The organism is Mesorhizobium sp. B2-5-11, assembly GCF_006440835.1.
Taxonomy (GTDB): Bacteria; Pseudomonadota; Alphaproteobacteria; order Rhizobiales; family Rhizobiaceae; genus Mesorhizobium.
In genome coordinates this window covers 255,325-275,643 of record NZ_VFUK01000008.1, presented here as the reverse complement: position 1 = coordinate 275,643, position 20,319 = coordinate 255,325, and the positions used below count along the sequence as shown (strand labels likewise).

At 59.8% G+C, this 20,319-nt stretch carries 23 protein-coding genes and 1 pseudogene; 15 read left to right on the top strand and 9 right to left on the bottom strand.

From position 1 onward, the window contains the following. Position 1: 1 nt before the first annotated feature. Both FJ490_RS33230 and FJ490_RS24415 read left to right on the top strand, forming a co-directional pair. Positions 2-434, top strand: a pseudogene (locus FJ490_RS33230) (NUDIX hydrolase). A 94-nt stretch (positions 435-528) separates the two neighbouring features. After that, positions 529-798, top strand: coding sequence for a DUF6455 family protein (locus tag FJ490_RS24415; protein ID WP_140522897.1), 270 nt, complete (start codon positions 529-531; stop codon positions 796-798). 289 nt (positions 799-1,087) lie between these two features. Here the strand turns inward: FJ490_RS24415 and FJ490_RS24410 are convergent, their stop codons facing one another. From FJ490_RS24410 to FJ490_RS24400, 3 genes are all read right to left on the bottom strand, one after another. Next, a complete protein-coding gene (locus FJ490_RS24410) occupies positions 1,088-1,786 on the bottom strand; it encodes a CBS domain-containing protein (RefSeq protein WP_140522895.1) in 699 nt (232 codons plus the stop codon). A gap of 130 nt (positions 1,787-1,916) precedes the next feature. Then, the gene (locus tag FJ490_RS24405; RefSeq protein ID WP_140522893.1) at positions 1,917-2,384 is read right to left on the bottom strand and encodes a DUF2231 domain-containing protein; all 468 of its coding nucleotides are present in this window, start codon (positions 2,382-2,384) and stop codon (positions 1,917-1,919) included. Between the two features lie 117 nt (positions 2,385-2,501). Further along, complete coding sequence (locus FJ490_RS24400) at positions 2,502-2,780, bottom strand: hypothetical protein (RefSeq protein WP_140522891.1); 279 nt, start codon at positions 2,778-2,780, stop codon at positions 2,502-2,504. A 131-nt stretch (positions 2,781-2,911) separates the two neighbouring features. Between FJ490_RS24400 and FJ490_RS24395 the strand changes: the two genes are divergently transcribed. Genes FJ490_RS24395 through FJ490_RS24385 form a run of 3 tightly spaced genes read left to right on the top strand, consistent with a single transcriptional unit; the run spans position 2,912 to position 5,246 of the window. Next, the gene (locus FJ490_RS24395; protein ID WP_140522889.1) at positions 2,912-3,238 is read left to right on the top strand and encodes a PepSY domain-containing protein; all 327 of its coding nucleotides are present in this window, start codon (positions 2,912-2,914) and stop codon (positions 3,236-3,238) included. Beyond that, positions 3,238-3,903: a response regulator transcription factor gene (locus tag FJ490_RS24390; protein WP_140522887.1), complete on the top strand. Its 666-nt coding sequence runs from the start codon at positions 3,238-3,240 to the stop codon at positions 3,901-3,903. The genes FJ490_RS24395 and FJ490_RS24390 overlap by 1 nt, the downstream gene beginning before the upstream one ends. Then, positions 3,903-5,246, top strand: coding sequence for a HAMP domain-containing sensor histidine kinase (locus tag FJ490_RS24385; protein ID WP_140522885.1), 1,344 nt, complete (start codon positions 3,903-3,905; stop codon positions 5,244-5,246). Before FJ490_RS24390 ends, FJ490_RS24385 begins: the two co-directional genes overlap by 1 nt. A gap of 7 nt (positions 5,247-5,253) precedes the next feature. Here FJ490_RS24385 and FJ490_RS24380 read toward each other — a convergent pair whose 3' ends face one another. Genes FJ490_RS24380 through FJ490_RS24370 form a run of 3 tightly spaced genes read right to left on the bottom strand, consistent with a single transcriptional unit; the run spans position 5,254 to position 8,355 of the window. Further along, positions 5,254-6,765 (bottom strand): RnfABCDGE type electron transport complex subunit D, encoded by a 1,512-nt coding sequence (locus tag FJ490_RS24380; protein ID WP_140522883.1) that lies wholly within the window; start codon positions 6,763-6,765, stop codon positions 5,254-5,256. Then, positions 6,762-7,484 carry an FAD:protein FMN transferase gene (locus FJ490_RS24375; RefSeq protein WP_224656230.1) on the bottom strand — a complete coding sequence of 241 codons (723 nt, stop codon included), beginning with the start codon at positions 7,482-7,484 and terminating at the stop codon, positions 6,762-6,764. Before FJ490_RS24375 ends, FJ490_RS24380 begins: the two co-directional genes overlap by 4 nt. A 25-nt stretch (positions 7,485-7,509) precedes the next feature. After that, positions 7,510-8,355 (bottom strand): FMN-binding protein, encoded by an 846-nt coding sequence (locus FJ490_RS24370; protein ID WP_224656231.1) that lies wholly within the window; start codon positions 8,353-8,355, stop codon positions 7,510-7,512. A gap of 111 nt (positions 8,356-8,466) precedes the next feature. On the opposite strand from FJ490_RS24370, the gene FJ490_RS24365 reads away from it, so the two are divergent. Beyond that, on the top strand, positions 8,467-8,985 hold the full coding sequence (locus tag FJ490_RS24365; RefSeq protein WP_140522880.1) for a cytochrome b/b6 domain-containing protein: 519 nt from the start codon (positions 8,467-8,469) through the stop codon (positions 8,983-8,985). 4 nt (positions 8,986-8,989) lie between these two features. Beyond that, a complete protein-coding gene (locus FJ490_RS24360; RefSeq protein WP_140522878.1) occupies positions 8,990-9,685 on the top strand; it encodes a VIT family protein in 696 nt (231 codons plus the stop codon). A 230-nt stretch (positions 9,686-9,915) separates the two neighbouring features. On the opposite strand, the gene FJ490_RS24355 is transcribed toward FJ490_RS24360, so the two are convergent. Next, entirely contained in the window at positions 9,916-10,191 is a 276-nt protein-coding gene (locus FJ490_RS24355; protein WP_140522876.1) for a DUF6522 family protein, read from the bottom strand. A 744-nt stretch (positions 10,192-10,935) separates the two neighbouring features. On the opposite strand from FJ490_RS24355, the gene FJ490_RS32810 reads away from it, so the two are divergent. The 5 genes from FJ490_RS32810 (at position 10,936) to FJ490_RS24335 (ending at position 14,161) form a co-directional block, all read left to right on the top strand. Further along, a complete protein-coding gene (locus tag FJ490_RS32810) occupies positions 10,936-11,109 on the top strand; it encodes a hypothetical protein (protein WP_181165392.1) in 174 nt (57 codons plus the stop codon). A 54-nt stretch (positions 11,110-11,163) separates the two neighbouring features. Next, complete coding sequence (locus FJ490_RS24350; RefSeq protein WP_318013165.1) at positions 11,164-12,546, top strand: hypothetical protein; 1,383 nt, start codon at positions 11,164-11,166, stop codon at positions 12,544-12,546. Positions 12,547-12,557: 11 nt separating this feature from the next. Then, on the top strand, positions 12,558-13,097 hold the full coding sequence (locus tag FJ490_RS24345; RefSeq protein ID WP_140522874.1) for a DUF2249 domain-containing protein: 540 nt from the start codon (positions 12,558-12,560) through the stop codon (positions 13,095-13,097). After that, positions 13,094-13,420 carry a metal-sulfur cluster assembly factor gene (locus FJ490_RS24340; protein ID WP_140522872.1) on the top strand — a complete coding sequence of 109 codons (327 nt, stop codon included), beginning with the start codon at positions 13,094-13,096 and terminating at the stop codon, positions 13,418-13,420. Before FJ490_RS24345 ends, FJ490_RS24340 begins: the two co-directional genes overlap by 4 nt. Positions 13,421-13,945: 525 nt before the next feature. Continuing rightward, positions 13,946-14,161, top strand: coding sequence for a DUF1858 domain-containing protein (locus FJ490_RS24335; RefSeq protein ID WP_140522870.1), 216 nt, complete (start codon positions 13,946-13,948; stop codon positions 14,159-14,161). Here FJ490_RS24335 and FJ490_RS24330 read toward each other — a convergent pair. Then, the gene (locus FJ490_RS24330) at positions 14,158-14,862 is read right to left on the bottom strand and encodes a Crp/Fnr family transcriptional regulator (RefSeq protein WP_140522868.1); all 705 of its coding nucleotides are present in this window, start codon (positions 14,860-14,862) and stop codon (positions 14,158-14,160) included. The two genes, FJ490_RS24335 and FJ490_RS24330, sit on opposite strands and share 4 nt — an antisense overlap. Positions 14,863-15,080: 218 nt before the next feature. Here FJ490_RS24330 and FJ490_RS24325 point away from each other — a divergent pair, with 218 nt between their 5' ends. Both FJ490_RS24325 and FJ490_RS24320 read left to right on the top strand, forming a co-directional pair. After that, complete coding sequence (locus FJ490_RS24325; protein WP_140522866.1) at positions 15,081-15,527, top strand: pseudoazurin; 447 nt, start codon at positions 15,081-15,083, stop codon at positions 15,525-15,527. Positions 15,528-15,611: 84 nt separating this feature from the next. After that, complete coding sequence (locus FJ490_RS24320; protein WP_140523397.1) at positions 15,612-16,817, top strand: NnrS family protein; 1,206 nt, start codon at positions 15,612-15,614, stop codon at positions 16,815-16,817. A gap of 143 nt (positions 16,818-16,960) precedes the next feature. On the opposite strand, the gene FJ490_RS24315 is transcribed toward FJ490_RS24320, so the two are convergent. Then, complete coding sequence (locus FJ490_RS24315; protein ID WP_140522864.1) at positions 16,961-17,854, bottom strand: ferritin family protein; 894 nt, start codon at positions 17,852-17,854, stop codon at positions 16,961-16,963. A gap of 339 nt (positions 17,855-18,193) precedes the next feature. Here FJ490_RS24315 and FJ490_RS24310 point away from each other — a divergent pair, with 339 nt between their 5' ends. After that, positions 18,194-20,314, top strand: a complete 2,121-nt coding sequence (locus FJ490_RS24310) for a NosR/NirI family protein (protein WP_224656232.1) — start codon at positions 18,194-18,196, stop codon at positions 20,312-20,314. Positions 20,315-20,319: the final 5 nt, after the last annotated feature.

Genomic DNA, 20,319 nt, shown 5'->3' with positions numbered 1-20,319 from the left:
CATTTTGCCTTATCGCAGATTGGACAAGGGGCTGCAGGTGCTGCTCGTTCATCCAGGCGGCCCATTCTGGCAAAAGCGAGATCTTGGGGCCTGGTCGATTGCAAGGGCGAGTATAATCCTAGCGGGGACGGCGCGGCGCGAGTTCACCGAAGAGACAGGCTGGGAGCTCAAGGGCCCACTGCTGAATTTGGGTGAGTAGCGCCAGCGAGAAGGCAAACCCAGCGCTCGAGGGTGATTTCGACACCGCGATGATGCGCAGCAATCTGTCTGCTATGGAGTGGCCACCACGCAGTGGCCGGGGACAATTGTTTGTCGACGTCGACCGCGGTGAATGGCTGGATCTAGCCTTGGCCCGGGACAAGTTGGTAGTCGGCCAACGGCGTTTTCTCGACCGCCTTGTCGCTTCAGCTCAGAGCCCAAGCCCTCCCGTTTAGCCTCAGGGATTAGCAACGACGCCTGCTGTTGATCGAGATCAATGATTGCGGCCGCCGACATGACAATGATGGTCGCTAGGCAGGAGTGATCAGCATGACATTTCTCGATTATCTGGTTTCAGTCGACGCCAGGACCGCCCTGATGGGCCGCATGATGCAGAAGCTTGGCGTCGACAAACAATTGAAATCGGTGCCGGATCATGCCGCCGTCACCAACCGGGCAGTGGACCGATGCCGCTCGTGTGGGCATCAGGACGAATGCTCGACCTGGCTCGACGAACACCAGCAAGCCGATAATCCGCCAGACTATTGCCGCAACCGTGATCTTATCGCACGGCTGCAACACGCCGCCGGTCAACGTTAGAACCGTCGACGCCTCGAGCTGGATGGAGGGTCACTCAACCTCTGGAAAGACCGTACGTCTTGGAGGTCCAGCGCAACCGGATGCGTAGGCTCCGGACTCCATGGATCGCCCTGGCGGGCTTGATAGCACGGACCTCTTCAGCTGGTGGCCACATCTTCAGGCGAGCATCCAAACCCGTTTGGCATGGTAATCGGCTGGTGATGTTCTCATTCTCGACAATTCGCTGTCGAGCGAGATTGATCGTGGACCCGCGGCTTGCAGTGGCAAGTTCGTCGGGATCGTCCCGCCGCTACGAAACAAGCACCACGGACAACGGATCGGCGCAGAAGAGACCATCCCTGACAGCCTTTACGCCGGCAACGTTTTCGGCTGCCACAAAGGCTGCCTGGCGCTCACGTTCGTCGAAGATGACACCGCTCAATATCACCACGCCCTTGTTCACCATCACGTGGATCAGGTCTTTGCCGGTCCATTTGTGCTTTGCAAGCTCGCCAGCGACGTTGTGGCGAATCTGCTCGTCATCGATGACCGAACGGCCTGCATCCGGAAGGACGCTGAGCAATGCCCGCAGCAGATCAGAACGGGTGATGATGCCGACGACTTTCCCGGCATCGATGACCGGAATGCGTTTGACGTGATGTTGCGTCATGAGTTCGACGACCTCGGCGAGCGACGCGGCGGGAGACGCCGTGACGACATCGCTGGACATCACCTCCTCGATCCGTCGACCATTGGCGTGGACATATTCGTCGGCGGCCTTTCCAGGACTGACGAGAAACTCTAGCCAGCGCGAGCGCTTTTGCTCGGTGTCCAGTTCTCCTCGTCGCAGGAAATCGCCCTCGCTGACAATCCCCACCAGCGTGCCGTCGCCGCGAACAACAGGCAGGCCGCTGATCTTATTGGACAGCATCAGCCCGGCCACCTCGGCGATCGAGGCGGACGGGTCCGTGCAGATGACTGGCTTGCTCATGATGGCTTCGGCTTGCATGCTCGCTCCCCGGAGATATTTCATTCCCGGCTTCTTAGATGCCGCATGAGCGAAGGGCCTTGATTTGAATCATTTTGCCCTCGAGACAAATGACCCAAGCTGGGGCTGCAAATAACCAGGCGCGTGCCCGTCAACCAGCGATCGCGGTCTTAGCGACGTTCACGCCAAGTTCGTAGACAAGCAGTCCACCATAATAGGCCGTCGCCGTGACCAGAATTGCTCCGCCAATTTCGACCAGAGGAATAGCAATGGTCAGTAGCCGCAGTTCACGATTCCGCACCCAAAGGCCGAGCCTCACTAGGCCCCAGATCAGAAACGCGAACGCTGTGATACCTCCCAGGCTCTCGTGGATCTCCGCTATGTCACTGCTGAAGCCGGCGGCTTCAGCATGATCGAGTGCCATTCCCCCATAGAACCAGGTTCCAATCGCGAACGCCCCGGCTGCGAGAGCGATAAAGGTCGATACCGTCCCCACGCCAGAACGCTTGGTCACCGCGTTGCCGCGAGCGAGCACCACAAGGTCGATCGCCGCCAAAGTGTAGATGAGGACAATGGGAAAATGCACGAGCATGGGATGGATATGCTGGACTGGGATCATGACAAGGAAAATCTCCGGAGTGGCCAAGGGATGGCGCAGATAGAGGGGGTAAGTTTGGCGATAGCGCAATTGATCAGCGGACGCCCAGCTCAAGGGCTGGGCATAAGCTTTTCGGTATCAGTCGTCGTCCCCCTGGCCGTCCTCGTCAGTGCTGCTGAAAACGGCCTTACTGGAAGTGTGACTGTCGTCGCATTCGTGGTCATCGCCAACGCCCTTGATCGCCTTGGGACCGGTGGCATCCTGCATGGGGATGGCCTCCAGATCGATTGGGCCGGCAGGGGCAATTGAGGATGAGGATGACGCTGCGCATGAACCTTCTTCAGATTCAGCGGCTGCCGGCAGGGCAAAGGTCGAGAAGCATCCGAGTGCTGCGAGTAAGAACAGGGAATTGCGCATGGTTTCGACATCCTTTTCTCTGCGCGGCCATGATTGGCCGCGAGGATGCCGTGATAGCGAGCCTTTGCTTGCCGGCAGCTGTGGATGGTTGACAGCAAATTGAAAGCTTCGACGTGCGACATGCCTCCCTCATGATGGTCAAACTAAAGAGCCTCGCAATCCTGGGCCTGGCCGGGCTTGTCCTGGCCCAGCCACTTGCCGCGCGGGCTGACGAGGACGACGATGGCGATCATGACAGGGCGCGGGATCTCTACGAACACGGTGAGATAAAAGGCCTTTCCAATATCCTCGATATTGTTCGCGCGCAGGCTCCAGGCGACATCGTCGCGGTTGACCTCCTCCGCAAGGCCAACAAATGGGTCTATCGATTCCAGGTCGTCGGCGCCGATGGCCGGCGAAAGACTGTCGATGTTGACGCCGGTGCCGGTGTCATCATGCGCGAAAGGGAGGGGGACTGATGAAGATCCTCCTTGCCGAGGACGAGCCCCGTATCGCCGCCGATATCGCTACAGCCCTTAAGGCATCCGGTCTGGCGGTTGATATCGTTCGCGATGGAGAGGCTGCCTGGTTCGCAGGCGATGTGGAGAACTACGATGCTGCGATCCTGGACCTCGGGTTGCCGAAGCTCGATGGTCTCACTGTCTTGAAGCGCTGGCGGGCCAATGAGCGCAGGTTTCCGGTTCTCATCCTGACGGCAAGAGGTACGTGGACCGAACGCGTGGACGGTATCAATTCCGGTGCTGACGACTATCTTCCCAAACCCTTTGAGATGGAAGAACTGCTCGCCCGATTGCGGGCGATCCTGCGTCGTTCGGCCGGGCAGGCCGCACCCGTTCTGAGGTCCGGGCCGTTGCTTCTGGATACGCGCCAGATGCGTATTTCGCTCCGTGGCGTCCCCATTTCTCTTTCGCCGCTGGAATACCGGCTCCTGGCGTTTCTGATGCATCATGCTGGTCGGGTGGTGGCGCCCACCGAACTTGCTGAGCATCTCTACGATTCAGGGAACGACCGCGATCCGAACACGATCGAGGTGATCGTCGCGCGCTTGCGTCGCAAGCTCGGGAGTGGCGCCATCGAAACGCGGCGCGGCTTCGGGTATCTGATGCCCGATGATCCCGCCTGATGGGCGGCTCGATCCGCTTCAGGCTGTGGCTGGCGGCAACGATCTCGATTCTTGTCGCGCTCGCCATAGCCGGCGCCGGCTTGCGCTATCTGTTTGAACTTCACGTCGAGCGGCGCGTTGTGGGCGAGCTGACGGTCGATCTCAATGAGTTGATCGGCGCAACGACCTTCACAAGCAACGGCCAACTGGTGTTAGCCCCGGTGCTCACCGACCCGCGCTTCGCCAATCCGCTGTCCGGTTATTACTGGCAGGTCGAAGACATCGCTACCGGCGGTCTCCAGCGCTCACGATCTTTGTGGGACGCCAAGCTGGTCCTGCCTGCCCGCAGCGCAACGGGTGAGATGCGAACGGTCGAGGAGTTCACGGGACCTGGCGGAGAACTCAGCATTGCGGTCGAGCGTACAATCATCGACGCCGGAGGTCGGTCCTTTCGCGCAGTCGTGGCGGAGGATCATCGAACCATCGAGGCGTCTGTAAGCGAGTATGTTCGCGATCTTGCTCCGGCTCTCTTGATGCTCGCCGCAGTTCTCATGGCCGCGTTTTTCATCCAGATCACGATCGGTCTCGCACCTCTGGAGACCTTGCGGGCCGCCGTCGGAAGCGTGATTGCGCAGCGAACGACACGGCTCGATGTGGTGGCACCGAGCGAAGTGCAGCCGCTCGCTGACGAAATCAATCGTCTTCTCAATGCCCAGGAGAAGGCTCTTGCTCGGGCCCGTTCGCGCGCCACCGATCTGGCGCACGGCCTCAAGACGCCGCTCCAGGTCCTGTCGGCTGACATCCGTGCCTTGCGCAAGAAAGGCGAGACGGATCTGGCCGACGAGATCGAGAAGAGCACAGAAGCGATCCGGCGCCATGTCGAGCGGGAGCTCGCGCGCGCCCGCCTCGCGCCCGGCGTTTCCGGCGAGGCATCCTGCCGGGTATCGCAGGTCGCGGCCGGCGTCATTGCCGTCGTCAAGCGCACGCCAAGCGGCAAGCAGCTTTCATTCAAGATGACCGTCCCGGAGGATCTGACAGCGCCGATGGATGAAGGCGACTTGTCGGAAATCCTCGGCAATCTGGTCGAAAACGCCGCGCGCTACGCAAAGTCGTCAGTGCGTGTCGATGCATCCTCCACCGCTGACGAGGTAATCGTCACTGTCGCCGATGATGGTCCTGGCATACCGGATGCCGATCGGGAGACCGCTCTGTCCCGTGGTGTCCAGCTCGACAGCAAGGGCGGCAGCAGCGGGCTTGGCCTGGCCATCGTATCCGATATCGTCGAAGCCTATGGCGGACGCCTTGCCATGGCCAACGCCGATCCGGGTCTGTTTATGGCCATTTCCTTGCGACGACACAGTTGAGCGTCCTTCAGACGAAACCCGGGAAGTAGTCGACCCTTATCTTCGAGCGACGCACGCCCATGGCCAGCAGCTTCTTGCGCAGCGCCTTGACCATCGCCTGCGGGCCGGAAATGTAGAAAATCCGCTCGAGGTGGTCCGGTATAGCCAGACGGATCAGGCGCTCGTCGATGTAGCCAGGATACTGGCCACGCTCGCCACCTCGCGCGACGGCGTGGAACGTTCGGATGCCGAGTTCGCGTTTTGCGGCACCGAGCACGTCACGGTAGGCAATGTCCTGCTGCCCCTCGGTTCCGTAGAGGATGACGATCGGCCGCCGCTCATTGCGGTCGAGTAGGTATTGCAGCATCGAGCGGAATGGCGTGATCCCGATGCCCCCGGCCAGGAAAGCGATCTTGATTTCACGCCGGGCGGGCAACGTGAAATTGCCGGCCAGTTGCGCGGCGTGAATCGTGCTGCCTGGCTTCATGGCCATCAATTCGCGCTTGAAGGCGCTTGATTGCGGATAGAACTTGACGCCGAGGCGGACCGTTTCCTCCGTCGGCGCCGAGGCGACCGTGAAATACCGGCGGTTGCCGCGATTGTCGGCACGATGGAGACCAAGCGTCCATTCGAGATACTGACCGGCCTCGAAGGCGAGCTTGCGCGGCGAGCGGAAGATGAAGTCAAAGCTGTCGACGGCCGACTGCTCGATGCGTTCAAGAGTCAGCACGAAGCGTCCCTTGGGGCCTGCCGCATAGGCAAACAGGTTGCCGGCAAGCAGCGCCAGTTCCGGCGTGAAATAGAACGAGCCGAGATGAATGGCGGGAGCAAACAGAAAGCCGACGATCGCGGCAAAGGCGATACGCGGCCAACGCATCGTCGGCGCGGTCAGCGGCTCGGTCAGCATCACGAAGGCAAAGAACAGCAGGGGCGAGGAACTCAGTGTCTGCGTGAGCGCCGTCCAATACTGGTCCGGATCGGTCGTTGCCAGGATGGTCGCCAGCGCCGCGACAAGGAAGGTCGAGACAAGGTCAAGCCGGCGCAGTTTGCGGACAATGAGCATACCGCCGACGAGCACGAGCGGAAGCAATGGCAGATTGCCGCCCACCCACCAGGTGGCTGGTTGGTCGAGCAGCAGCGCGGACAGCGCCACGCCCAGCGCAGCCGGGTTGAAAAGGTGCTTTCGGCCGATGGCGAGAATGAATTTCGATGAAATCGCCCAGACGGACGCGAATGCCACCGCTGCGATCCCCTTTGTGTCCGTGACCGCCACCGGATCGAGGATAAGCGCCAGGATGAGCGCGGTGATGTAGGCGGACTCGTTGTTGGCCGGGACCGCGAAGACACGCGCAAAGGCCTTGTTGGTGATCCAGCAGGCGGCCAGCGCAAGAGCCGTCGTGAAGCCAAGCGCAATGGGGTCATGTGGCACCAGCTTGGCGAAGCCGAGCACGAACGCTGCGCCGACAAGCGTCATCAGATAGTAGAGGACCAGCCTGTACATGGTCAGGTGATCGAGAAATCGGTCGATGGTCTTGATCATGGCAGGCAAAGGGCTCCGAACCCGGCTGTCGGGGTGGCGCGGCCACTGGCGTCGACGAGATATCCCTCCAGGCCAGGGGTCTGCTCGATGAAGAAAATGCCGTCCCGACCCATGGCGAAGGCCGCGGTGGCGAAACGATCGGCTTCGAGCACATCGGCGCCGATCACGGTCAGGCTGACGATGTCCTGGATTGGATTACCAATCCCGTGCGGGTTGTAGATGTGTTGGCCGCGGACATAGGTGCCTGAGGTCGCGACGCCGCGATCGCGGGGATAGACGACCTTTACGATCTCGTGAGCATTGAAGGGATTGCGGATACCGACGCTCCAATCCTGACCCGAAGCATTCTTGCCGCAGGACTGGATATCGCCGCCCGCCTCGATGAAGAAATCGCTGATGCCGGCCCGTTGAACGATGCCTGCCGCATTGCGGATTGCCCAGCCCTTGACGATGCCGGAAGGATCGAGCGATCCGTCGGGCTTGCGAATATCGAAGTATCCGTCCGTCTCGTCTTTCGTCTGTCTGGCGAGAGCGAGCACTTCCATCATCTCGCCGCTCCAGTCGGCGACCGGAACGTCGCCGCGGTTGATGGCCGCGATCTCGCTGTCGGCCCGGTATGTGCTGAAGCGCCGGTCGATATTCTCGAAATAGCCAAAGACCCTGTCGATCAGCTCCCCGGTCGAGGCGCCACCGATGTCGACCGTTATGGGCATGCCCATCAAAATTCGCGTGTCGCGCATGGACCTACGACGTCGCTTTCTTCAGCGCGCCGCGCAGCGACTGGATGAAAGCCCTGCTGGTCAGGGTCGCGCCCGAAATAATGTCGACATTGGCGCTTTGGGCGCTGATCGCTTCGTCGCGCAGCATGGGCAGCGCTTGCCTGTTGATATTGATGGAGGTGCGGCGGTCGGATGGGTATTTCAATACCTTCAGCGCCTTAAGCTGCCCGCCCTGTATCAGGGCCTGAATCTGGATGATGCCGTAGTAGGCATCGGCCGTAGGGCCGGTGTAGACGCCGTCGGCATAGATCTTCATGTCGACCCGGACGACACGTGCTGGCGCATCCCGATATGCTGGCCTCGGCTGCGGGACTGGTATGTAGACGGCGGGAGTGACGGCAAATGAAGGTACCGATGGCGCAGGATCGGAGGCAGCCGGCGCCACTGGCTGCGCCAGCAGCGCTCGCGAGGGTTGTGGGGTCACCGGAACCACTGTCTGCTTGACCGGATCATCTGTTCGTTCGGCGGGCACTGCTATGCCAGCCGTCGTTTCCGGGGCAATCGGGAACCTTGTTCTGAACCGGGGGTCGAGGGGCGCCGGCAAGGTCGCCGCAAACGGGGCCGGCTCTTTTGGCTGCGCTGAAGGCGCTTCGGCTGCGTCGGCCGGCAGCGCTTCGCCGAGCATATCGTTTGCAGGGTCCTTGCCGGCCTGATCCCAGACATAAGCGCCCGACGCGGCGATCACGAAAAGTGACAAGGCAATCTGTTTCATCGGAGGTGTTTCCACGTTGACTCTCGCAGGGCGGCCTATCTGCTCTCCGGAGGCAATATCCCACGACCAAGCTGACAACTGGCTGTCAGCCGAGTTCAAGCTGCGAGTGCCCGGCAAAGCTCATGGACGACATCAAGTCGATTTGTCATAGATCAAGATATCCACATAAAGCCTGAGCTAAGAGGGCTCTCTCAAACAAGGTAGCTGCCTATGGCTGTTGTCAAAGAGCCGGCCGGATACACCGGAACCCAGATATTGCTGCATTGGACCATCGCGGTGCTGATCGTCCTGCAGCTTGTAATCGGTGAGGACATCAAGCCGGCTTACCGGGCGTTCTCGCGCGGCACCGAGCCGGCAGCTGGCGACATCTTAAACGCGAATATTCATGTCTATGTCGGTTTGGCAGTTCTGGTACTGGCGATCTGGCGGCTTGCGGTCCGTCTCAAGGTTGGTGTGCCGGCAGCACCGTCGGAAGAAAGCGCACTGTTAAAGGGGATCGCCGCTGCCGCCCATTTCCTGCTCTACCTGTTCATTTTCGGGATGCCAATTACCGGAGCGCTGGCATGGTACTTCAACATTCGAGCAATGGGTGAGATACACGAACTCGCCAAGCCAGTGATCATCATCGTTGTAGGCCTTCATGCCGTAGCGGCGCTGTGGCAGCATTTCTTCGTAAAATCGGATGTGCTCGTCAGAATGCTCCGGCCTGCTGGACGGCGCGCGCGGTGATGCCATGAGCCGCCTGCACAGTGAAAACCATCTCGTATCGCGCGTCGGCTGGCTGCGCGCCGCCGTGCTGGGCGCCAATGACGGAATCGTGTCGACGGCCAGCCTGATCGTTGGTGTGGCGGCGGCCAATGCCGCGGCCTCAAATGTTCTGGTGGCCGGCGTGGCCGGACTGGTCGCCGGCGCGATGTCGATGGCGGCCGGAGAGTATGTTTCGGTCAGTTCGCAGTCCGACACCGAACAAGCTGACCTTGCGCGTGAGAAGGGCGAGTTGGCCACGCAGCCAGATTTCGAGCGTCACGAACTTGCGGAGATCTATGTCAGACGAGGCGTCGAGCCAACCCTGGCCTTGCAGGTCGCCGACCAATTGATGGCGAAGGACGCGCTCGGCGCCCACGCACGTGACGAACTTGGTATCTCCGAGGTGACCACGGCGAGGCCGATCCAGGCCGCTCTGACCTCGGCTGCCGCATTTTCGGTTGGCGCAGCCATGCCTTTGGCGATGGTGCTTATTTCGCCGGCCGCCTGGCTTGCCACAACGGTGTCTGTCGCCTCCCTCCTGTTCCTGGCGGTTCTGGGTGCCATCGGGGCCAAAGCCGGCGGCGCCAATGTGCTGAGGGCAATGGTTCGTGTCACCTTCTGGGGCGCGCTGGCAATGGCTCTGACCGCCGGTATCGGCGCCGCCGTTGGTATTGCCATCTGACCGGCCTAGTTATTTCGATCTCGCTGTGTGGCTTGGGCTAGCGCTTCAGCACCAGCGCTCAGATCATTACATGGTCAGTGTGCGAGGCGCAGTGGAACCTGTTCGTGAAGCGAAGTGGCTCGGGATCGAAGTGGGCCAGATCAGTCGGGGTCCCAACGTCAGCAGCCTCATTGTGCTACAAGGAAGGAATTGACGGCCTCGCAGATGTCTCCAATTGCGCTGGGCACGGCTCAAGCCCGCCTCCAACGACGCTTTGGGGTCGCCACGATTAGTTCCTGGCTGATGATCTCACCGTTTGGACCGACAACTATTGTCAACTCACGATCATGAGAACGGAAGGCCAAACGGTGTTTGCCATCGTCCTCACCAACCCCTCGCTCAACCCGCCCTTTGATGCCGCCACGCTGGATCTGCCTTATGAAATACTCAACAGAGAACTTCATCGCTTTGGCGGCAGCCGCGGCATCGATCTCGGGCGCAGCATCCGCCCATTTAACCGAGATCATTCAGACCTCCACACGCAATCTCTGGCAGCGTCTTGTTCTGCATAATTCTCAACCTGCTGATTGCCCTCGGCCAACTGGCAAGGTGAATCCGCTCACCGCAGTTCTGCGTCCATTAGCATCGCGATAGATTCTAAACGACGGCCTTCCATCAAACTGCTAGCTCCAGTTTATGGCATCCCATCGGATGTTCTTTGCTCTAACGCAAGCGTCCTCGTCGCCGTGCTCGCCCCGACGGATTTCGGCCTGGACGGGCGGCTTTGCCCAGGGACGTTGTGGACTGTGGTGATTGCCTTTGGACGACTGATTAAAGCGCTCCCAAGCTGCTCTGGCCATCCTCGCGGCAATTGCTCTACGAAGGCTTGGTCTTGTCGGTCAAGCAGTTGCGATTGCGGAGATCGTTCCCTGCTCAGGCGTAATCGCGCTTGTCAGCGTCCTCACTGCTCTTGCACCGGAATGGCACCCGAAATCCCACAGGGCGATCACTAACCCGAGTAAGACGCGGATCGACCCCAGTTTGCGCGAACGCAAAGAACTATTGGGGCATGTCGGATAGCTTCTCGTAATCGACGTTCGACGACTTTGACCTGATGTGTTCGCGCGCTGCCCGAGGGGGATACGATTGCGCTTCTGCCGTACGATGCGGGATTGCTAAAGCGGTCGCACGTCGAAGCAAACAAAGGATTGCGAGGCAAATGCGAAGCGCTTTGACGGACGCCTCAGCGACCGGGAGTTCAAGGAAGTGACATGAACATGCAATTCGAGATAGGGATGGAAGACGCGATCAACGGATGCCCAAGCCTCGTATTCAGCACTGAAGCGGCGAGCGGCCCAAAGGCAGAGAAGACATGGCTGCCCATGCTCATCGCTGGGCTCGCCCCAATCGTGTTGGGTGCCACAGCGGTGATGGCCCTTGTGTAGAATGTCTGCTGCTCCGATTTGGCGAATGAGTTCTGACATGTCCCATGATCGCAGATGTTTTCATTGTATAGCTGTCTGGCGATGATCAACTCGGCTCTTTCGCGCTGGACCATGGCGTACTTCGCCTCGGCACTGGTGTCTTTGGTCGCCGCTCAGATGCTGATGATGGCCGGCTACGGTTTTCCGACTGTTGCCTTGGAAGCCCCAGAGACGCTTATGATCGTCCACATGATCACAATAGGCTGGCTTAGCCTTCTGATGTGCGGAGCCTTGTTCCAGTTTGTCCCGGTGCTCGTTGCGCGGCCACTTCGCTGCGAGTCTCTGGCCTTGCCGGCGCTGCTGTGCCTGATTGTCGGTCTGACTTGCCTGGTCACCGGATTCTTGCGCCTATCAGGAGCAATTGACGTTGATGTTCCTGCGCTTGCGTTTGCCGGGCTTCTCCTTCCGGCTGGCTTCGGATTGGTGGGATGGGCGCTCGCACGTACGTTATGGGATGTCCGACCATCCAGACTGCCACTGCCCGCGCGCTTCGTTGCGGGAGGGCTTGCCAGCATCGCAGTCACCAGCGTCTTGGGTGCCTCCTTTGCATTCTCGCTCTCCGGCGAGGTGCTAGGTGGGATTGGCATAGATGTGCAAGCGGCTCTTCCCACTCACGTGATGGTAGGCCTTGGCGGCTGGCTCGGCTTCACGGCCGTTGGTGTGAGTTACCGCTTGCTGCCAATGTTTATGCTTTCCCCGGACAGCGAACGCACCACGGGTTATCTGGTCTTGTGGGCCGGCGCTACCGCCCTGCTTCTTATTGTGTCGTCAGAGCCTTTGACACGTCTTTCCGGAGAGATAATGCTGCCTGCCGTTCTCGCTTGCTTACTCGCGTCCGCCGCGACGGTGTTCTATGCCATCGATCTCGTTTTCTTCTATCGCAGCCGCAAGCGACGCAAGATCGAATTGAACAGCAGTTCGGCGATCGGCGCCTTCTCCGCCCTTTATCTGTCGGTTGTGCTTCTCCTCGCTCTGCTGGCGACGGGAACGCTTGCGCAGCATGCAGGCGCAGTTGTCTATCTCGTTGCTTTCGGTTGGCTAACAGGGCTGGGGCTTTCGCAACTCTACAAGATCGTGCCGTTCCTAACCTGGCTCGAATGCTACGGACCGGTGATGGGCAGGAAGCCAACGCCGCGCGTCCAGGATCTTGTCGTCGAAACGCGCGGCAAGGTGAGTTTCGCACTCTTCTACGCCGGCGTGCTGGTCGGGACTGGGGCGCTTCTGACCGAGGTGCCGGGTCTGTTCCGCATGGCTACGGCTGTGACCTTAGCTGCTACGATAGCGATCGTCGCGGAACTCGTTCTTGCGCGCCGCCTTGCCAATGTTACCGCAGCCTTGCGCCTGCCCGAGGGAGCATCGCGCCCGCGCCTTTTCCTGCCCTCCTGGCGCCCATTATAGAGGAAACCCGAATGAGTGCCCCGCATTACGACCTCGACGTTCGGCCGATCCTTCGCGAAGGTGGCGAGCCCTTCAGTGCCATCATGGAAGCGGTGGCCGCACTCGGCCCGGGTCAAAGCCTGCGCTTGCTTGTGTCCTTTAAGCCCATTCCCTTGTTTCAGGTGCTTGGCGCGCGAGGCTTCGAGCCCTCGGCCAAAGAAATTGGCAATGGTGACTGGGAAGTTGTCTTCACGCCGGTTGGGGCAGCACAGCAGGTAGGGGAACCGTCGGAACGATCAGCAAGCACCGACGACATGCCACGCGACTGGCCAGAACCAATCATGGAGCTCGACAATCGCGATCTCGAGCCGCCGGAACCGATGGTCAGAACGCTGCAAGCGGTCAAGACCTTGGCACTTGGTCAGACGATGGCAGTGCTGCTGCCGCGCGAACCAGTTTTTTTATTCGATGAGTTGCAGGTACGTGGGCATCGCTGGCGCGGCACCTTCGAGCCGCAAGGGCACTATCGCATAGTCATCCGCTCTGGTGGGTCAGGAGGGCGAGTATCATGAACGGAGCGGAAGGCCAGGCACTAGCGGTTGGCATACGTGAATCCCTGCGCATGGTCATTGATCCGGAGCTTGGAGAAAATGTCGTCGATCTCGGATTGATCTACCAAGTTTCGGTGGAACAGGATGGGATAGCGCATATCGAAATGACGACCACGGCCCGTGCTTGTCCCGCGACGGGATACCTCAAGGATGCAGTCCGCTCGGCCGCCTGGATAGTACCTGGGATCCATTGGGTAGACATCCGGCTCACATATGATCCACCATGGGCACCTGATATGATGAATACAGACGCCAAGTGCCGTCTTGGCCTGACCGCAACGTGACCCATTGCATGACAGCATGGCTGCAAGGCAACGCCTCGTCATAGACGGTGCGCCGCTCTGGAAACGTCGTTGATTTACGACGGTCAAATGCGCTCCACGGCGTTGTGAAGACATCGGTCCTGATCGTCTTCATGGTTGAAAGGTGTGCGCGATTTCTGACCCGGACCCTTGCTACGGAGTTCCCGCAACCAGCGGCGCATATGCTTGCCTTGCAAGGCCGGGCCTTGCAGTGGCGCGTTTCACTTGTGGGCTTACGCTGTTCGGCCACGGCGAAGCGCGCTCGCTTTCCCGACCGTCGGAATGTTTATGACACGGGCGCTTAGCATCGGCTCAGAGTTTCCTGTTGGGGTGGCATGCCTACTCCTATGGACCAAGCAGCCTGCGCCCGCCCTCGGTGTCCAAAACGCATCTCAGCGTTGCTTGGGAAGGGGGCACACGCGGGAGGGCGCTTCCTCTTTGTCTCAGCGCAACGATCATCTGGAACAGCGGTTGCAAGATATTGCTTCCTAAACCTGGACGACGCGCATGAAGACCCGACTTCGCGACGATGCAACGATGGACGAAATAATGCTCAGGTGGCCGGCAACCATCGGAGTGGTTCTCCAGTATCGCCTGCTTTGCGTCGGCTGCCCGGTTGCCTCGTTCCACACCATTTCCGAAGCGGCGCGTGAGCACGGGATAGGCGAGGAATCACTGCGTGTCGATCTGAACGCCGCGATCGAGCGAACCGGAGCGGACTAGTTGTTCCCAGTCCGTCCTTCGGCCAGCAAAAGCAGGCGGTGAGGTTCCACCACGGTCACCTTTTCGCGGCCACTTTTAACGAGCCCCTTTTCCTCCCAAGATGAGAGCAGCCGACTCACCGTGTGCAGCGTCGTTCCTGTCATCTCGGCGATGTCCTGCCGTGATATCGGGAAATCAATCATGATTCCCTCATCGGTTTGCCGACCGGTCTGCTTGATTAACTTGAGCAGCGCATGGGCGACGCGCTGATCCACCTGTTCGGTGGACATCTCGATCACGCGCGTGTGAGCGTCCTGCAGCCTGCTGCCAACGGTTTTATAGGTATTGGCGCCAAAACTTGGGAAGGAATCCGCGAACTTGAGCCAAAGATGACCTGGCCATGCAAGAGCCACGCAATCGACGGCAGCAATTGCGCTGGCCGGATAGGTGCTGCGACCCAACGCGTGGGCAATCCCCATCAGTTCACCAGGACTAATGTAGCGCACGGTCACTTCTTGGCCGTCTGGCGTTGTCTTAACGACACGCACATGTCCGTCGAGCAACAAGAAGAAGGAGTGGGCTTCCTGCTCTTGCTCGAAGATAGGTTGATCCTTGACAACCCGCAACGATCGCGCTTGGCCGATCATGTAATCAAGATCCGTCGGGGTCATGCCCTGGAAGGCCGATAGCCCGGAGATCAACGACCGATCCAGACGGCTCAAGGGCAATTCCTCTTCCAAGATCTTGCAATGGGCATCAGCAAATCCGTGTCTCTGTCGAGCACACAATGTCATGGGTTCCCGACGGACGGCAAGGGGCACCAAGCCCGGCCTTTTCCTTCGACCTTGTTTGCGTTGCATCAAAGTTCGCATGCTGAAGTCAGTCTAAAAGCTCCCCAACGGCGAACCCGTCAAATATGAAATCACAGAAAGGTAAAATCATGAGATACGCAGTCACCATCGCCACCGCGCTCGCCGCCGCATCGCTAATGAGCGGAGCTGCTCAAGCCGCCGATCACCAGATCCAGATGCTCAACAAAGGTGAGAAAGGCGTAATGGTCTTTCAACCGGACTTTGTCCAGGCAGCGCCTGGTGACACCATCACGTTCGTGCCAACCGACAAGGGCCACGATGCCGAAACGATCAACGGCATGATCCCCGACGGCGCGAAGACTTTCAAGGGCAAGCCGGGCGAACAAATCACCGTTACACTCGACAAGGAAGGTATCTATGGCGTGAAGTGCGCGCCTCATTATGGGATGGGCATGGTGGCGTTGATCGTGGTCGGCAAGCCGGTCAATCTGGCGCAGGCAGCGGCGGTTAAGCAGTCCGGGAAGGCGAAGAAAGTGTTCGAGACGCTGTTGGGTGCAATTCCAGCAGGCAACTGAAGGTGGGGCAATTCTTGTTCAGAGACCTAAAGGACCTGCGGGCGGACGTTAGTCCGCCTATGGTTCCCTTTTGAAATGCATCCGATGGCAATCCCACGCACACGACCCGGCACTTATCCGGCGGTTCTCTCCTACGGTTTCCGGCCGTTCTTCCTGCTCGGCTCGCTGTATGCCGGAGGGGCGATCCTGCTCTGGCTGCCGTTGTTTTACGGTCGTATCGAAACCTCAAGCGCCTTCTTGCCGGTAGACTGGCATGTCCACGAGATGCTGTTTGGCTATCTCGCGGCGATCGTCACGGGTTTCTTGCTGACCGCGATCCCGAATTGGACCGGACGACTGCCGGTGCAAGGCCTGCCTTTGCTGGCACTCGTCCTGTTGTGGCTTGCGGGGCGGTTCGCCGTGTTCTTTTCGGCGCAGACCGGCTGGCTCGTTGGAGCCGCAATCGACTGCGCCTTCCTTGTGGCTGTCGCGGTCGCCGCCGCGACTGAAATCATCGCGGGTCGGAACTGGCGGAACCTCAAGGTGCTGTTGCCGGTCGCCGTACTTTTGGTGGCCAATGTGATGTTTCATGTCGAAGCGCACAACCATGCAGTCTCGGACATCAGCCGCCGGCTCGGACTCGGGGCTGCCGTCGTTCTGATCATGATCATAGGCGGACGTATCGTTCCCAGTTTCACCCGCAATTGGTTGGTACGCGAAAATCAGGGACGCCTGCCGGCCCCGTTCAGCCAATTCGACATCGCAGCGATCGCACTGTCGGCGACCGCGTTGGCGGCCTGGGCATTCTTTCCCGAAAGCAGCGCGACAGGCGCGATGCTGATCGTCGGGGCGGCCTTCAACGCTATCCGGCTTGTGCGCTGGGCGGGTGATCGCACGTTTCGTGATCCGCTGGTGCTGATCCTGCACGTCGCGTTTGCCTTCGTGCCGATCGGTCTCCTGCTCGCCGGACTTGCCGTCGTCGTGCCGGAGACAGTCCCTTCGGCGGCGGGCATTCACGCGTTCAGCGTAGGAGCGGTGGCATGCATGACGCTCGCCGTCATGACCCGAGCCACGCTTGGGCATACAGGGCGCGAATTGCGGGCGACCATTGGCACACGCGTGGTCTTTGTCGCGATCGTGCTTGCGGCCGTCCTGCGCATCGGCGCCGCGTTCCTACCTGCGCAAGCAATGCTTCTCCACATGTCGGCGACGTTGTGGGTGGCGGCCTTCCTCGGATATGTGGCCCTGTTTGGCGGCATGCTCGTTCGGCCCAAATTACGTGCGCGGCAGCCGAACAAGGCGCCTTCTTGACGCGCGAGACCTGGACCGCGCCGTATCGAAGCAAACGGAATGCCGTCGACATCGCTTGGTATGACGAATCCGGAATTTGTATCACGTTGGAGCAGCGCAATTGGCGAATTTCGGTGTTGAACCCACACTGATCGCGCCAACAATCATAGCGGCTGTTCGTCGAGATATCTCAAAGTAGCCAAGCGCTTAATGGCAGTCGTTGCCAGCATTTGAGCTCGGTCGCGGTCGGCCTGGAGGGGAAGGGTTTCCCCCGCGTTGAGGTAGGATTCGGCCAGCAGCTCGCAGAGAGCATCCAAGGATTCCGGCGATCGGTCGCTGATAGACGTGTTCGTTCCAAACGGACTGGCCGTGAGTTGTTGCGCAAGTTTTCGTGCCTCTGCCGCCAGACCGCTAAGCACGGTCTCGTCATGTTCCCCGCGAAGCGCCGCAAATGCTTTCAGTCGGATCGCGACCTGTTCTTCCATGGTTGCAAGGTCGCCAGCGCTGGCAAATGTCGCGTCGGCCTCACGACGCGAAGAGAATGCAAGCCGGCGTTCGACCCGCAGAACACGGGCATGTTCCAACTCCTCTCTGGCCATCTGCTCGGCAGCGGAGCGGATCTCCGTTGAAGGTGCGTTCGAAGCTACGTAGGACCAAAAGGCAAAAGCGCGCTCTTCGTTTCTCACTGCCATCGCAAACGAATGGTAGGGGTCCACAAGTTCCGGCGAGACCACGGCCGTGTTCTCGTCATCGAAAACACCTTTCGGCGTCCATCGGAGCTGCCTCAGATCCGGATCATTGCCACTGGATTGCCGGGACCAGCGAGTGACGTTTTCGATATGGCCCGTTTCCTCCTTGACCAGGCGCTCGAAGACCTCGGCCAGTCTCGCCTGACCCTTATCGCGCATTCGTTGTGCCAGTTCTGAGTACCTTTGAGCAGATTCCTTCTCCATCGCGAAAGCGATTGCCAGAAGTTCGGCCATCGACCTGACCGGCGCCGCCGGCTCTGCTCCCAAACGAGACATGACTTTTTCCTCCGATGCCAGTTTTTCCGACACTAAGCCAACTGCCTGGGAGTTGTTTGCGCTGCGTCAAAGAACTCCCGTCCAAAACCGCCGACACACGCGCCAGAGGCTGCTGGCGGACGAAACCAGCCGGCTCCCAGCTTGAGAACGTGATGAAGGAAGCCAATGCCGGGGAGCATTTCCACACGATATATGTTGGCCGCTTGTTTCCGACTCTGGAGGAACTGGCGCCGCCTTGCTGCGTGGGCAATTACAACCCTTGCAATCCTAACTGTCTTGTCCGCTCCCACCCATGCGGCTGGGAGCCTTAAGGATTACCTGGCAAACACCAAGCCCGGGGAGCTTATCCAGGGAGGCGACCGATACGGGGAGATGGAGGGGGTCCCGGCGCTGGCGCCAGTCTATTCGGGAAACCGAAAGATCGGATATGCCTACCTCAACACCGACTTTTCCAGCGCCGTTGGATATTCGGGAAAACCGATCAGAATTCTTGTTGGCATTGATCCCGCGGGCATTATCCGCGGAATCAAGCTGGTCGAGCACAAGGAACCGATCGTCCTCATAGGCATACCGCAGGCAAAGGTCGTTGCGGCGCTCAACTTATTGATCGGCAAGGACCTTAGTCGCGTCGCTGCTGGGGCAGAACAACTTCCGCAGGTCGACATCGTCAGCGGTGCCACCGTGACAGTTCTGGTGATGAGCGACAGCGTCGTCCGCTCCGCCGTCAAACTGATCCGGAGCAACCGTCTTGGTGCAACGGGTTCGTCCACCTCACCAGTCGCCCCAGGGCTGATTAAGAAACCGGACCTATCCAAGTCTGAAATCCGCGATTGGGCTTCGCTCCTGGGCGATGGCTCAATTCGCAGCCTCCGCCTCAGCGTCGGCGAGGTCTCCGACGCTTTCGCGCAAGCCGGCCATCCAGAAGCTTCCGTCAAGCCCGAGACAGCCAATCCAGGCGATCGCTTCATCGACTTGTATGTGGCTGCGGTCAGTGTGCCGACGATCGGTCGCAGCCTTCTGGGAGATGCCGCCTACGAGCGGCTGCAAAGGAAGCTCAAGCCCGGGCAGCAGGCAATCGTTGTTGCCGGGGAGGGCGCTTATTCCTTCAAGGGCTCTGGCTATGTCCGGGGCGGGATCTTTGATCGGATCGAACTGCTGCAAGACGGCCAAGGTGTCCGGTTCCGCGATCGAAACCACACCAGACTCGGCGACCTGGCGGCCAAAGGCGCGCCGAGCCTGCGCGAAATAGCATTGTTTTCCGTACCGGAGGAATTTTCGCTCGATCTGACGCGGCCTTGGGAACTGCAACTGCTAGCCCAGCGTAGCTTTGGTGCGCGCGACAAGGCGGTGCTTCCGTTCAATGTCGGCTATACTCTTCCCGACCGTTACCTGACGATCGAAGAGCCTCCGGTGCAGGAGGCCGTCAAATCGGTTTCGGAAGCGGCCGCGCCGGCACCTGCGTCGGCTGAAGAGCCAGGCGCGACTTTCCCCGACCAAGAACCGCTCTGGATGAAAATTTGGAGGATGGACACCGTTTCGCTCGCCATCACCGTGGCCGCCCTCCTTGTCCTTACCGCCATCTTCTTCTTCCAGAACTGGCTGGTTCGGCGGCCACGCCTGTTCGGTTGGGTGCGACGAGGCTATCTCCTTTTCACACTGGTCTGGCTTGGATGGTACGCCAATGCCCAGCTCTCCGTGGTCAATGTGCTGACGTTTTTCAACTCGTTGATCAGCGGCTTCAGCTGGGAATTCTTTCTGTCGGCACCCCTCATCTTCATCCTTTGGGGTGCGGTTGCGGCCGGGCTGCTCTTCTGGGGCCGTGGGCCGTTTTGCGGCTGGCTTTGTCCGTTCGGTGCGCTCCAGGAGCTAAGCAATAATCTGGCGCAGTGGCTGAAAGTGCCCCAGATCACGCTGCCCTTCGGCCTGCACGAGCGGCTGTGGCCAATCAAGTACATCATCTTCCTCGGCCTCTTCGGCCTTTCGCTCTATTCGGTGGGAATGGCAGAGACTTACGCCGAGGTCGAGCCGTTCAAAACCGCGATCATCCTGAAGTTCGCCCGCGAATGGCCGTTCGTGATCTTCGCGCTGGCGCTTCTGGTTGCCGGCCTGTTCATCGAACGCTTCTACTGCCGCTATCTCTGTCCGCTCGGCGCCGCACTCGCCATACCAGGGCGCATCCGCATGTTCGAGTGGCTGAAGCGCTATCCCGAGTGCGGCTCGCCCTGCCAGCGTTGCGCCAAGGAATGCCCCGTGCAGGCGATCCATCCAGAGGGCCAGATCAACGTCAATGAATGCATCTACTGCATGCATTGCCAAGAACTCTACCACGACGACCATCGCTGCCCGCACATGATCCAGGTGCGCCTGAAGCGCGAGAAATTCGAGGCGCTCTCGTCACCGTCGAGCCGGGGCAAGGGGCCGGCCAAGCCGGTGATCGCCTTCAAAGGCAAGCCAATCGAGCAAAGCAGCCCTGTTCTCAGTTCAACGACCTAAGACTC